Genomic DNA, 12,144 nt, shown 5'->3' with positions numbered 1-12,144 from the left:
CCTGCCATCCGCCCGCGCGCAAATACCCCCAATCATCGTGAAAGCATCCAACGTGGCGGACAGCCTGATTCTTGAAGTGGCCGATTTCGAAGTGGACGTTCTGACGGGCGTTTATTCGGAGGAAACGGGCCAGAAGCAGCCCTTGCGCATTAGCGTGAGCGTACGGTTGAAGCCCTATGACCGCTATTTGCCCGACACGCCGCTGGGGGCGAGCAAGAATTACATGGATCTGAAATTCGCGGCCAGCGATGCGCTGCCCGAGGGCGTGCATTTCACGCTGATCGAGGCGGTGGCCGATCATATTGTCGAAACCCTGTTCCTGCAGGACGAGCGGGTTGAGGCGGTTACGGTTAAGATCGTCAAGCTGGCCATCAGCGAGGCGGGGGAAAAGATCGGCATGACCTTGACGCGCGAGCGGCGGTAAGTGTCTGGTACTCCTGAAAATATTCTGAGCATAGAGGATCTGCCGGCCGCCCCTCTGGCCGCGGCCGTGGCGTTTCATGCGCAATGGCTGGCTCAGGCCGAGGCGATGCTGGCCGATGGCGATCTTGTGCTGGTGATGCCTCTGGCGGGTCATGAGCATCGTGGGTGGCGTCTGGCGGCGGTGCAGGGGCTGGCGCGGGCTTATGCCCCGGCGCGGGCCAATCTGGTGGAATGCGACGAGCCGGCCGGGATTGCGGCGGCCTGCGCATTTTTGGCCGCCTCGCCGGGGATTACCGGGCAAATTCTGAGACTGGATAGCCAAGCGCCCGGAGCGGTGATAGATTAACCCCATGAACCAGCCGCAGCGCCAACCTTTGGTCGATCAGTTTCAACGCCGGATTTCCTATCTGCGTCTTTCGGTGATTGATCGGTGCGATCTGCGCTGCACCTATTGCATGCCCGAGCGGCAGACTTTCCTGCCCAAATCCGAAGTGCTCAGCCTTGAGGAACTGCACAAGCTGGCGCTGGGCTTCATCGGGCGCGGGGTGCGCAAGATCCGCCTGACGGGCGGCGAGCCGCTGGTGCGGCGCGACATGATCGAACTGGTGCGGGCGCTGGGGCGCAAGATCGGGGATGGTCTGGACGAGCTTACCATCACCACCAATGGCACGCGGCTTGCCGAATTTGCCGAGGATCTGCGCGAGGCGGGGATCCGCCGCGTCAATGTCAGCCTCGACACGCTGGATCGCGAGAAATTCGCGAAAATCGCCCGGCGCGATCAGTTGCCGCAGGTGCTGGAGGGCATTGCCGCTGCGCGCGCGGCGGGACTGGCGGTCAAGATCAACACGGTTGCTCTTAAGGGCGAGAACGAGGACGAGATCGGCGATCTGGTGGCATGGGCGCATGGCGCGGGCCATGAGATCACGCTGATCGAGGTCATGCCGCTGGGCGAGGTGGAGGGAGATCGTTACGATCACTATCTGCCGCTGACGCAGGTGCGCAGCGCGCTGGAGCAGCGCTTCACCCTGTCGGAGGATGCCCATCGCAGCGGTGGTCCGGCGCGCTACTGGCATGTGGAGGAAACCGGCGGTCGGCTGGGGCTGATCACGCCGTTGACCAGCAATTTCTGCGACGGTTGCAACCGGGTGCGTGTGACGGCCACCGGGCAGCTGTTTGCCTGCCTTGGCGGGCGCGAGCAGGTGGACCTGCGTGCCGCGCTGCGCAGCGAGGAGCCGGAGAGCGCGCTGGAAGCCGCGTTGAACGAGGCGATGCGGATCAAGCCCGCGCGTCACCATTTCGAAATCAACCGCCCCGGCGCGGAGCCTGCCTTGCCGCGTCATATGTCTATGACAGGGGGGTGATCATGGCGCGGCTGGTGTTTCTGGGGCGTCTGGCGGATCTCGCCGGAGGGGCAGAGCGCGAGGTGGCGCCGGGGCCTCTGGCGGCGATTCTCTCGGGGCTGGAGCATGATCTCGTGCAGGCTTTGACCGGCGCGCGCATCAGGGTGGCGCTCAATGGAGCGTTGGTGGCACGGGATGGGCTGGTGTTGAAACCCGGCGATGAGCTGGCCTTTCTGCCCCCGGTGAGCGGTGGATGATCGAGGTTCGGCTGATCGAAATGGCGTTTGATGCGGCAGGCGCGATGCGCGACTTTGCCGCCGCCCACCCGCAATCGGGCGGGGTGGTCAGCTTTCTGGGGCAGGTCAGAGTCGATAGCGCTCAGCAAGGCGCGGATGTTGAGGCGCTTGAACTTCAGCATTACGCACCGTTGACCCTGCCGGGGATGCAGGCCTTGGCGCAGGATGTGCTGGGGCGCTGGGCGCTCGATGGCTTGCTGATCTGGCACCGGGTGGGCGAAATGGCGCCGGGCGATCCGATCGTGCTGGTGGTGGCGGCCTCGCGGCATCGGCGCGACGCCTTTGCCGCCGCCGATTTCGCGATGGACCATCTGAAAAGCGAGAGTTGGTTCTGGAAGCGCGAAAAGCGCGGCGGTCAATGGGCCTGGGTCGAACCGCGCGAACAGGATTATGCCGATCTGGCCCGTTGGGGCCAGACGCAGGCTTAAACCCGGGGGGGGCTTAACGCGGCAATTTCCGCCGAGCGGCGGAAAGGACGCGATCCTGCGCGGCGGCAAGGGCAAGGATTTCGGTCCGGGCGGCCTCGATCATCCGCACAGCGGCGCGCGGCGCATCGGGATTCTCCGGCGCATGGGCCAGACGATCCTGCGCATAGAGTTCCTCGATATCGCCCTCGACAAGGCCCAGTGCGCCGCGCTGACGCTCAAGGTCGCTCAGCGCCAGATTGGCCTGCTGCCATGTCTCGTCGCCCGGCGCAGCGCGGGTGGCGGCGTTGAGCGCCTTGTCGACGGCGGGGCGGGCGGCGGCAAACGCCTTGTCGGCATCGCGCGCGGCGCGGCGCAGCGAATCAAGCTTTGCATTGAGATCGGCCGTGGCTCCGTCCTGCGCGGCGGTCTTGCCAGTGGCGGTCACGGGCGCGGCAACCGGCTTTTCCTCGGCCCGGCGCGCCAGCGAGGGATAGGAGGCGGTGCTGCATCCCCCCAGCAGGGCGGGAATCAGCAGAGCCAGCGGAGCGAATCGGGGCGCGCGTGCGAATCGGTGGCGCTGCGCACTTGTCGATGAGGCGGATTTTGCGATAAAGCCAAGCATGGATGCGCCATAGCACGCCTGTGTCCATGCGCCAGAGGGCAGAAATTGGCCAGAGTTTCCGGGAGGAAATGGCCCTTTGTGTGAAGCGGTGCATTGACAGGCGGGGGCGGTTGCACTAACGGCGCAGCTTCTTTCCGAACCCTGCCGTGTGTGGCGGGGGTCGGCGCGTCGCTCGCGGCTCCTCGAATAACCGCCTTGCTCGGCCTTTGGCTTGGCGGCAGGTTTCGGGAAACGCGGCCGGGGCGGCCACGTAATTTTTTGAATGGATTTGCATCATGTTCGCTATCGTGCGCACGGGCGGTAAGCAGTATCGGGTCGCCGCCGGAGACAAGATCGCGGTCGAAAAGCTGGCTGGTGAAGCCGGCGAGACGATCACGCTGGGTGAAGTTCTGCTGGCCGGCGAAGAAGGCGTTGTCGCCGACGCTTCGAAGGTGGTGGTCTCGGCCGAGATCATCGCTCAGGCTAAGTCGGAAAAGGTGATCGTTTTCAAGAAGCGCCGCCGTCACAACTATCGTCGTAAGAACGGCCATCGCCAGCTGCTCACGCTGCTGCGCATCGTGTCGGTCGCGGCCGCCTAAGCTCAGGAGTTTTCGACAATGGCACATAAGAAAGCAGGCGGTTCGTCGCGTAACGGTCGCGACTCGCAGTCCAAGCGCCTTGGCGTGAAGAAGTTCGGCAGCCAGCTGGTGATCGGTGGCAACATCATCATCCGCCAGCGCGGCACGCGGGTCTATCCGGGCGCCAATGTCGGCATCGGCAAGGATCACACGCTGTTTGCTCTGACCGAAGGTCGCGTGCGTTTCCACGACGGCAAGCTTGGTCGCAAATACGTGTCGGTTGACGCGTTGGCCGAAGCCGCCGAGTAAGCGGATGGTCTATCTGGGCCATCCTGATGGGATGGCCCCGCCAAGGTTCTGACACCTTGGCTGAACGAGGGAGAGGGGCCCGGCCCATCTCCCTCTTTTCGTATCTCTCCTTCACCCGCCGATCGGTGGGACGCAGCCAAAGAGTTCGGAGGCAAACGTGGGTTTGCGTTCGATCAAGGCAAATTTGCGTCCAATGCGGTTCAGCATGCGCTGGGCTGAAGCCGGTCGTCACCGCAATGTCACTGCGCGCCTATAGGAATCCTGCGCGGGACTGAGGATCAAAGCGTCCCGAACGGGACCGGGGATTTGGAGTGATACACATGTTCTTCCGCAGCGAACGGCTGTTTCTGCGGCCCGCGTGGCCAGAAGACTGGAACGCGATCCACGCCGCGATCGACGATGAGGGTATCGTGCGCAATCTGGCGCGCGCGCCTTGGCCTTATACCGAAAATGATGCGCGCTGGTTCGCCGGCCAGCCTCAGGACGAGCGTCTGCCGCATTTCCTGATCACGCGCCCGGGCGCCGAAGGCAGCGCGCTGATCGGCTCGATCGGATTGAGCGAGATCGAGGGCGAGGCCAACATCGGCTATTGGATCGCGCGCGCGCATTGGGGGCAGGGTTATGCCACTGAGGCCGGGCGGGCGATGCTCGGGCTGGCGCGCGGGCTGGGGCATAAGCGGCTGGTCGGGCGGCATTTTCTGGATAATCCGGCTTCGGGGCTGGTGCTGCGGCGGCTGGGTTTTCGGCCGGTGGACGAGCGCGGCGCGATTTTCAGCGCGGGGCGGGGGCAGGCTTGCCCCTCGGCCCGGTTCGAGATCGAGCTTTGCGCCGAACATGGCGATCAGGATGATTCGCCCGATGGCGGTATGGAGGGGAGACGTGCGGCCTGACAGGCGCATCGGCGTGCCATGTTCATATGTCTGACATTACGCAAACACGCTGATGTGTGAATGAAAATTACAGCTTTAGTGGGTCGAAGCTTTCGCTTCTTGCTTGACTACGCCTAAACCTTTATGGGTCGGGGATGTGGTTTTGCGAGCCTGCGGGTTTGTACTGTTTGGACATAAGACATGGGCCCCAAGAAGCGTCTCTCCCCCGAAGCAAGCCGCAATGCCGCGATGGAGGCGGCGCGCGATCTGCTGGTTGAGCAGGGGCCGCAGGGCGTGACGCTGAAAGCCGTGGCGGCGCGGGTGGGGCGTACCCATGCGAATCTTCTGCATCACTTTGGTTCGGCGGCTGAACTGCAAAAGGCACTGGCCGAGCATATGGCGGTGTCGATCTGCGCGTCGGTCGCGCGCGCCGTTCTGGCCCAGCGCGACGGCAGCGGCAGCGCCCGCGATGTGGTCGATCTGGCCTTTGACGCTTTTGGCAAGCAGGGCGGCGGGCAACTTGTCAGCTGGATGCGGCTGATCGGCAATGTCGATGCGCTCGACACGATTGTGCGCTCGATCCACGCCATCGTGGACGAGGTGCATGATGCGGGCGAGGTGTGCATGCGCCATGTGACGCAGACGCTGGTTCTGCTGGCGCTGGGCGATTCGATGATTGGCGCGTCATTGGCCGATTCGCTGGAAATTTCGCGCGATTCCAGCCGCGAAATGGCCGCCCGCCTGATCGAAACCGAGGCGGTGCGGCTGGGCCTTGTCCCGGCGGAGCGGGCGCTTACGCCTCTGGGGTAATGTCTTCCGGCGTGAACCAGGCGGGCGGGTTGGCGATGTCATCGACCCGCCAATGTTCAACCGACAGGCCCAGCGCGGGATAATCCGCTCTCTGGCGATCCGGGCGAGATTGCGCGGTGGGCACCACCACCACGCGGCGGTTGACCTTTTGCCGCCAGTTCATGCGTGCAGTGTTTTCCTGCCCGACATAGCAGCCCTTGGTGAAGGACACGCCGTTCAGCTCAACCGCATTGCATTCCAACCAGAGCAGATCGGCAATCTCGGCCCCTTCGGCCACGCCCAAAGACAAACGATGGGCAAAATATTCAGCGTCAACCGGCGCATCATCATCTGCTGCCAGCCAGCGATAGCCCAACTCCTCCAGCCGCGGATCGGGCACAGCGCCGTCATGGGGCGCAAGGCTCCAATGCGCGGCCAGCGCTTCATCTCGGCCAATCGCAATCGCGCGGCGCAGGCGGTACATCGACAGGCGCTTCACCACCCCATCGGCCTGATCCGCCGCCACATCCAGCAGCAGGTCCGCCCCATCGGCCCATACGATGAAATCTGCGATCACCTTGCCCTGCGGCGTCAGCAGCGCGGCATAGGTCGGCAGCGCGCCCAGCACGACATCCTGTGTCACCAGCCCTTGCAGAAATTTGCGGACATCCTCGTCCGGCGCGGTGGGGGACAGGCGGATGAGGGCGCGGGAGGCGAGATAGGTCATTCGGAATAGGTGGGGATGGATGCGGGAAAAGGGAAGGGGGAATTTGCCTCCGGCGGGCAAAGGGCGGGGGCCCTTTGCAATCCCGTTATGGGGTGGCGCCAGAGTTCGTGGCGGAGTTGGCTGGGATGGTTTGAAGGCCTGCGGCGCGGCAAGCTCGTGCTTAAGGCGCCGCAGGCTTTCAAATTCCGAGGCTGCGTCCGACACCTGCGGCTGAACCCAGCGCGTAACGAAGGCGGTAATGGGAGCGCGAGGGACGAGTCCCTCGCATCTATACCTTCATCTTCCCTCCAACCTGTGGCAAAGCGCAAAGCATGACCCAAGCGATAGATCTTGTCCTCACCGGTGGCACTGTCCACACTCCTTCTGGCCCCGCACAGGTTGATGTTGCCGTCCGCGATGGCAAAATCGTTGGCATAGGCAGTTTCCCCGATGCGGCGCGACGGATTGATTGCACGGGGCTGGATGTCCTGCCCGGCGTGATCGATTCGCAGGTCCATTTCCGCGAGCCGGGGCTGGAGTATAAGGAAGATCTGGAGAGCGGCAGCCGCTGTGCGGTGATGGGCGGGATCACCGCCGTGTTTGAAATGCCCAACACCAATCCGAACACGGATTCGGTGATGCGCGTGCATGACAAGCTGGAGCGTGCGCACCATCGCATGTGGTGCGACCATGCGTTTTATGTGGGCGCGACAGCGGCCAATGCGCCCGATCTGGCTGAATTGGAGCGCATTCCAGGCACCGCCGGCGTCAAGATCTTCATGGGCGCTTCCACCGGCAGCCTGCTGGTCGCGCATGACGAGGAACTGGCCCGCGTGCTGGCCCATGGCACGCGCCGCGTGGCCATTCACGCCGAGGACGAGGACCGTATGAATGCGCGCAAGGATCTGCGCGTTGAGGGCGATCCATCGAGCCACCCCGTTTGGCGCGACGATGAAAGCGCGCTGCTGGCGACCAAGCGTATCCTCAAGCTGGCCCGCGCGGCGCGGCGGCCGATCCACATCCTGCATGTGACCACGCCCGCCGAGCTGGAACTCATCAGCCAGCACCGCGACATCGCCTCCTGCGAGGTCACGCCTCAGCACCTGACGCTGCGCGGCGAGGAAGCCTATCCGCGCCTTGGCACCTATGCCCAGATGAACCCGCCGATCCGCAGCGGCGAACATGTCGATGGCCTGTGGCATTGGCTGCAGCAGGGTGTGCCCGACGTGATCGGTTCCGACCATGCGCCCCACACGATCGAGGAAAAGGCCAAGCCCTATCCCGCGTCGCCCAGCGGCATGCCCGGCGTGCAGACGCTGCTGCCGCTGATGCTCGACCATGTGCTGAACGGGCGGATGACACTGGCTCGCCTGATCGACATGACAAGCGCGGGCGTTCAGCGCATCTTTGGCCTGCAAGCCAAGGGCCGCATCGCGGTGGGCTATGACGCCGACTTTACCGTGGTGGACCTGAAGGGCCAGTTCACCGTGACCGAGGACTGGCTGCAAAGCCGCTGCGGCTGGTCACCCTATACCGGCATGGAGCTGAAAGGGCGCGTCCTTGGCACCATCATCCGCGGGCATCAGGTGATGTGGGAGGCCCAGTTGGCCGACAGCGCGGTGGGCGAGCCGTTGAAGTTTGCAGGGGCGCTGTAAGGGGGGGGGGCGGGGGTTTGAATGCCTCCGGCGGGCAAAGGGCGGGGGCCCTTTGCAATCCCGTTACTGTCGATGTTGTGTGTCGGGTTCGGCCTTGGGGGGCGGACGCGTTGTTTGAATTTTAAAGCCTGCGGCGCTGATCAGCGCTAGCTTGCCGCGCCGCAGGCTTTAAAAACATTGTGATAAACGCAGCGCATCCTCTTTGGCGCCACCCCATCATGGGATTGCAAAGGGTCGAGACCCTTTGCCCGCCGGAGGCAAACCTTCCTAGCCCAACCTCAAACCACCTCATCCGAATGCAAAGCACACTCATGCCCGCCATCGGTTTCGACCTGAATCGTGGCATGACCGATGCCGAAATCATGCTCCAGATCGTGGGCCAAAGCGTGCAGGAACGCATCCCCCGGATGGCCGGCGGGCATGGTGATATGGGCAGTCATGGCGGTGTCGGTGGTGCTGATCGGCCACACGTGGAGGTCGTGGAGCGCGGCGATGCCGGGGCGTGCCAGCAGGAAGGCGCGCAGTTTTTCCTCATTCACCGAGGCGGGCACGGCCAGCAGGCCCATCTGCACCGACTCTTTCAGCATCGACCAACTGCCCAGCGCGATCATCAGCGTGATGGCGAGGCTGGTGACGGGGTCGATCCAGTTCCATGCGGTGAAGTGGATGGCCAGACCCGCCAGCACCACGCCCGCCGACACTGCCGCATCTGCCATCAGGTGCTGAAACGCCGCGCGCAGGTTGAGGTCATCCTTGCTGCCCCGCGCAAAGAGCAGCGCCGAGAGGCCGTTGACCGCGATGCCTGCCGCCGCCACCGCCATCATCAGCCCCGCCGCCGCCGGTTCGGGCGAGGCGAATTTCTGCAAAGTCTCGATCAGGATCGCCCCAAGCGCCACCCAGAGCAGCGCTGCATTGGCCAGAGCGGCCAGAATCGAGGCGCTTTTCATGCCATACGTGAAGCGGCGCGATGGTGCCCGCGCGGCAAGGCGGCTTGCACCCCATGCCAGCAGAAGCGAGAGTACATCGGACAGATTATGCCCAGCATCGGCCAGCAGCGCGGTGGAATGTCCGATAAAGCCCGCGGCGGTTTCTATCACAACAAACAGGATGTTGAGCGAGGTGGCCACGGCAAAGGCGGTGCCATGGGTGGCGCCCGATCCGTGGTGGTGGCCCCCGCCGTGATGATGCCCATGGTGATCTTTGCCGCCATGCGATTCGCCATGATCGTGGTGATGATGGTGATGATGGCCGATGCCCATGGTTTTTCCCGATCTGCTGCGTTGCACAAATGTCGCACTGCGGCCCAATTCGCAACAGCGGAATTTGGAGCAGACATTTAAATTCCATATGAATTTCGTCAAGACCGTAACAAAGTTACATCAATGTCAATTGCGTGGGAAACAATCTTGCCTTTTGCGGCATCAGCCTGTCGCACGCCCCGTTTTGTGTCAAAATTGCGTCACAAACCGCTGTTTAGAAGCCTCTCAAACATCGTTAGGTGTTTTGCATCCGAATGATTTTCGTCGCTCGGACGGGGGCATTTCGGCGGTTTTGACACAAAATTGTCATGCAGGGGCATTCAGCATGCGCATTATCAAAAATTCGGCTTTGGCCGTCAGTTCTTTCGCGATTGCAGCAGCGGTTGCATCGCCCGCTTTCGCTCAGTCGACCGGTTCGGTCGATTTTGAAAACACCATCGTGGTGACCGGCACCAAGGCCAAGGCGATCAACGGCGTGGATATTCCCGCCACGCCCAAGGCCAAGCAGGTGCTGGACCAGAGCTTCATCTCCAAGAGCTCGCCCGGCCAGACGATCAACGACGTCATCAACATGGTGCCGGGCGTGTCCTTCTTCAACGCCGACCCGTTCGGTTCGTCGGGCGGCGCGATGTTCATCCGCGGCTTTGACAGCACCCGCATCTCGCAAACCTTTGACGGCATGCCGCTGAACGACACCGGCAACTATGCCCTTTATTCCAACCAGCAGCTTGACGCCGAACTAATCGAACAGGTCAACGTCAACCTGGGTTCGACCGACGTGGACAGCCCGACGGCGGCCGCTTCGGGGTCGACCGTGAACTATCGTTCGCGCGATCCGCTGGACAAGGCGCAGGTAATGGCGGTCGGTTCGGCCGGTGATCTCAGCTTCAAGCGCGGCTTCATCTCGGTGGACACCGGCACCATCAACAATTCGGGTCTGAAGGCCTGGTTTGCCGCCTCGGTGGCCTCGAACCGCTTCCTGCCCAACACCGGCGGCCAGGTGGCCAAGCAGCAGCTCAACTTCAAGGTGAAGCAGCCGCTGGGCGACAACGGCGACTTCATCTCGCTGGCGGGTCACTTCAACCTGAACCGTAACAATTTCGCGCCGTCGATGTCGCTCTACACCCAAAATTCGGCGAGCCGTCCGATCAACTCCTCGAGCGGTGGCCGCGTGCCCTACAGCTGGGACGAAGCGCAATACACGATCAATTGCGCCGACACGACCAGCTCGACCGCCAGCACCACCGGTTATGGCGCGTTTGAATGCCGCTACAACCCCTCGCGGACGGCCAACCTGCGCATGAACTCGCGCTTCACGCTGGCCGATAACCTGATCCTGACGATCGACCCCAGCTTCCAGTACACCAAGGCCAATGGCGGCGGCACCAGCAAGCTGAACGAAGGCACTGGCCCGAACGGCTGGGTTGGCAATATCGGCGGCAGCTATTACGCAGGGACCGACGTGAACGCCAATGGTGTCGTTGATCCAGCCCTTCTGATCGGCACTGCCAATGAAACCGAAACCAACCGTATCGGCCTGCTGACCTCGCTGCGTTGGAAAATCAACCCGACCAATACGCTGCGTGTCGGTTATTCCTATGACCGCGGCCGCCACAAGCAGACCGGCGAGCTGACCTTCCTCAACTCGCAGACCGGCTATTACGCGACCTATTTCCCGATCGATCTGGCCATCAAGGACAAGTACGGCAACGCGATCCAGAAGCGCAACCGCATGTCCTATGCAATCCTGCATCAGGTTTCGGCGGAATATAACGGCAAGTTCTTCGACGGTAAGCTCGATGTTCTGGTCGGTGTGCGCGCGCCCTTCTTCAAGCGCAACCTGACCAACTTCTGCTTCACCTTCGATGGCGGCGGCAGCAACTTCTACTGCCCCAGCCCGCAGGATCAGGCCGCTTACGCCGCTGCAAATCCCTACAGCTTCAACAGCACCACGAATAAGCCGTCCGGCTATGCCGTGCCGCAGCAGCGCATTTATAACTATAATCGCGTGTTGCCCAATGTCGGTTTCACGCTGGCTCTGGGCCAGGGCGCTTCGCTCTATGCCAACTACTCGCAGGGTCTGCAGGTGCCCAGCACCGACACGCTCTATGGCGCGTTCTATTATCCGGCCAGCACCAGCTTCGGCAGCCCGGGGATGGAAACCTCGGACAACTTTGACGTGGGTCTGCGCGCCCGCGCCGGTCGTCTGAGCGCCTCGGTCGGCGGTTGGTACACCATGTTCAATAACAAGATTTCGCAGGTCTATAATCAGGAAACCCAGACCTCGATCTTCACCAATCTGGGCAAGGTGGAAAAGTATGGCTTTGACGCCACGCTGAACTGGAAGGTTGACGATCACTTCTCGATCTATGCCTTCGGCTCGTACAACAAGTCGCGCATTCTGGCCGACATCGTCGCCGGTCAGGGCGCAACGGGCACGGTGCTCAATGGCAATACCGTCCTGCGCAGCGATGGCACGAATACCTACTACCTGACCGCCGGCAAGCGCGAATCGGGCGTTCCGATCTACACCGCCGGTGCGCGTCTGGATGCCTCGTTCGATCCGTTCGATCTGACCGTGTCGGTCAAGAACAACGGCAAGCGCTATATCAATGCTGAAAATCTGCCGGTTTACAGCTCGCTGAACCCGTCCACTGCGGTTCAGGTGAACTCGGCCACGTTGCCGTCCTACACCACGGTCGATCTGTCGGCCCGTATGAAGCTGGCGATCGCTGGTCTCAAGTCGGACAAGAGCTTTATCCAGATCAACGTGACCAACCTGTTCAACCAGTATTACTATGGCGGTTTCACCGGTACCTCGACGCCGATTGCCGTCAACACGGTTCCGACCGTCTATCTGGCGACCCCGCGCACCGTCGTGGCAACGCTCAGCGTGGCGTTCTAAGCCTTAA

The 12,144-nt window shown here is 62.5% G+C and carries 14 protein-coding genes; 11 read left to right on the top strand and 3 right to left on the bottom strand.

Features of this window, described 5'->3' with window-relative positions:
• Positions 1-52 precede the first annotated feature (52 nt).
• The 5 genes from FHW96_RS17285 to FHW96_RS17265 are packed head-to-tail and all read left to right on the top strand — an operon-like array spanning position 53 to position 2,487.
• Complete coding sequence (locus FHW96_RS17285; RefSeq protein WP_172341858.1) at positions 53-424, top strand: dihydroneopterin aldolase; 372 nt, start codon at positions 53-55, stop codon at positions 422-424.
• Positions 425-769 carry a Rossmann fold domain-containing protein gene (locus FHW96_RS17280; protein WP_172341813.1) on the top strand — a complete coding sequence of 115 codons (345 nt, stop codon included), beginning with the start codon at positions 425-427 and terminating at the stop codon, positions 767-769.
• 4 nt (positions 770-773) lie between these two features.
• Positions 774-1,784: a GTP 3',8-cyclase MoaA gene (gene moaA, locus FHW96_RS17275; RefSeq protein ID WP_172341812.1), complete on the top strand. Its 1,011-nt coding sequence runs from the start codon at positions 774-776 to the stop codon at positions 1,782-1,784.
• 2 nt (positions 1,785-1,786) lie between these two features.
• Complete coding sequence (locus tag FHW96_RS17270) at positions 1,787-2,020, top strand: MoaD/ThiS family protein (RefSeq protein WP_216650931.1); 234 nt, start codon at positions 1,787-1,789, stop codon at positions 2,018-2,020.
• Positions 2,017-2,487 carry a molybdenum cofactor biosynthesis protein MoaE gene (locus FHW96_RS17265; RefSeq protein WP_172341811.1) on the top strand — a complete coding sequence of 157 codons (471 nt, stop codon included), beginning with the start codon at positions 2,017-2,019 and terminating at the stop codon, positions 2,485-2,487. Before FHW96_RS17270 ends, FHW96_RS17265 begins: the two co-directional genes overlap by 4 nt.
• 13 nt (positions 2,488-2,500) lie before the next feature.
• On the opposite strand, the gene FHW96_RS17260 is transcribed toward FHW96_RS17265, so the two are convergent.
• Positions 2,501-3,088: a hypothetical protein gene (locus FHW96_RS17260; RefSeq protein ID WP_172341810.1), complete on the bottom strand. Its 588-nt coding sequence runs from the start codon at positions 3,086-3,088 to the stop codon at positions 2,501-2,503.
• Between the two features lie 275 nt (positions 3,089-3,363).
• On the opposite strand from FHW96_RS17260, the gene rplU reads away from it, so the two are divergent.
• From rplU to FHW96_RS17240, 4 genes are all read left to right on the top strand, one after another.
• Positions 3,364-3,666: a 50S ribosomal protein L21 gene (rplU, locus tag FHW96_RS17255; protein ID WP_172341809.1), complete on the top strand. Its 303-nt coding sequence runs from the start codon at positions 3,364-3,366 to the stop codon at positions 3,664-3,666.
• Between the two features lie 18 nt (positions 3,667-3,684).
• Positions 3,685-3,954 carry a 50S ribosomal protein L27 gene (gene rpmA, locus FHW96_RS17250; protein ID WP_172341808.1) on the top strand — a complete coding sequence of 90 codons (270 nt, stop codon included), beginning with the start codon at positions 3,685-3,687 and terminating at the stop codon, positions 3,952-3,954.
• A gap of 320 nt (positions 3,955-4,274) precedes the next feature.
• On the top strand, positions 4,275-4,844 hold the full coding sequence (locus FHW96_RS17245) for a GNAT family N-acetyltransferase (RefSeq protein ID WP_172341807.1): 570 nt from the start codon (positions 4,275-4,277) through the stop codon (positions 4,842-4,844).
• Positions 4,845-5,024: 180 nt separating this feature from the next.
• On the top strand, positions 5,025-5,633 hold the full coding sequence (locus tag FHW96_RS17240) for a TetR/AcrR family transcriptional regulator (protein WP_172341806.1): 609 nt from the start codon (positions 5,025-5,027) through the stop codon (positions 5,631-5,633).
• On the opposite strand, the gene FHW96_RS17235 is transcribed toward FHW96_RS17240, so the two are convergent.
• A complete protein-coding gene (locus FHW96_RS17235; protein ID WP_172341805.1) occupies positions 5,617-6,339 on the bottom strand; it encodes a folate-binding protein YgfZ in 723 nt (240 codons plus the stop codon). The two genes, FHW96_RS17240 and FHW96_RS17235, sit on opposite strands and share 17 nt — an antisense overlap.
• Positions 6,340-6,650: 311 nt before the next feature.
• On the opposite strand from FHW96_RS17235, the gene FHW96_RS17230 reads away from it, so the two are divergent.
• Positions 6,651-7,973, top strand: coding sequence for a dihydroorotase (locus tag FHW96_RS17230; protein ID WP_172341804.1), 1,323 nt, complete (start codon positions 6,651-6,653; stop codon positions 7,971-7,973).
• 278 nt (positions 7,974-8,251) lie between these two features.
• Here the strand turns inward: FHW96_RS17230 and FHW96_RS17225 are convergent, their stop codons facing one another.
• Positions 8,252-9,232: a cation diffusion facilitator family transporter gene (locus FHW96_RS17225; RefSeq protein WP_172341803.1), complete on the bottom strand. Its 981-nt coding sequence runs from the start codon at positions 9,230-9,232 to the stop codon at positions 8,252-8,254.
• A gap of 325 nt (positions 9,233-9,557) precedes the next feature.
• On the opposite strand from FHW96_RS17225, the gene FHW96_RS17220 reads away from it, so the two are divergent.
• A complete protein-coding gene (locus FHW96_RS17220; protein WP_172341802.1) occupies positions 9,558-12,137 on the top strand; it encodes a TonB-dependent receptor in 2,580 nt (859 codons plus the stop codon).
• Positions 12,138-12,144 lie beyond the last annotated feature (7 nt).

This window comes from Novosphingobium sp. SG751A (genome assembly GCF_013149295.1).
Classification (GTDB): Bacteria; Pseudomonadota; Alphaproteobacteria; order Sphingomonadales; family Sphingomonadaceae; genus Novosphingobium.
Note: the sequence above shows the minus strand (reverse complement) of the source record. Positions and strands in the feature narration are given on the sequence as shown.

Coding starts and splice junctions, on each gene's coding strand:
- moaA (WP_172341812.1), top strand. CDS start 774: ATGAACCAGCCGCAGCGCCAACCTTTGGTCGATCAGTTTCAACGCCGG.
- FHW96_RS17270 (WP_216650931.1), top strand. CDS start 1,787: ATGGCGCGGCTGGTGTTTCTGGGGCGTCTGGCGGATCTCGCCGGAGGG.
- FHW96_RS17265 (WP_172341811.1), top strand. CDS start 2,017: ATGATCGAGGTTCGGCTGATCGAAATGGCGTTTGATGCGGCAGGCGCG.
- FHW96_RS17260 (WP_172341810.1), bottom strand. CDS start 3,088: ATGCTTGGCTTTATCGCAAAATCCGCCTCATCGACAAGTGCGCAGCGC.
- rplU (WP_172341809.1), top strand. CDS start 3,364: ATGTTCGCTATCGTGCGCACGGGCGGTAAGCAGTATCGGGTCGCCGCC.
- rpmA (WP_172341808.1), top strand. CDS start 3,685: ATGGCACATAAGAAAGCAGGCGGTTCGTCGCGTAACGGTCGCGACTCG.
- FHW96_RS17245 (WP_172341807.1), top strand. CDS start 4,275: ATGTTCTTCCGCAGCGAACGGCTGTTTCTGCGGCCCGCGTGGCCAGAA.
- FHW96_RS17240 (WP_172341806.1), top strand. CDS start 5,025: ATGGGCCCCAAGAAGCGTCTCTCCCCCGAAGCAAGCCGCAATGCCGCG.
- FHW96_RS17235 (WP_172341805.1), bottom strand. CDS start 6,339: ATGACCTATCTCGCCTCCCGCGCCCTCATCCGCCTGTCCCCCACCGCG.
- FHW96_RS17230 (WP_172341804.1), top strand. CDS start 6,651: ATGACCCAAGCGATAGATCTTGTCCTCACCGGTGGCACTGTCCACACT.
- FHW96_RS17225 (WP_172341803.1), bottom strand. CDS start 9,232: ATGGGCATCGGCCATCATCACCATCATCACCACGATCATGGCGAATCG.
- FHW96_RS17220 (WP_172341802.1), top strand. CDS start 9,558: ATGCGCATTATCAAAAATTCGGCTTTGGCCGTCAGTTCTTTCGCGATT.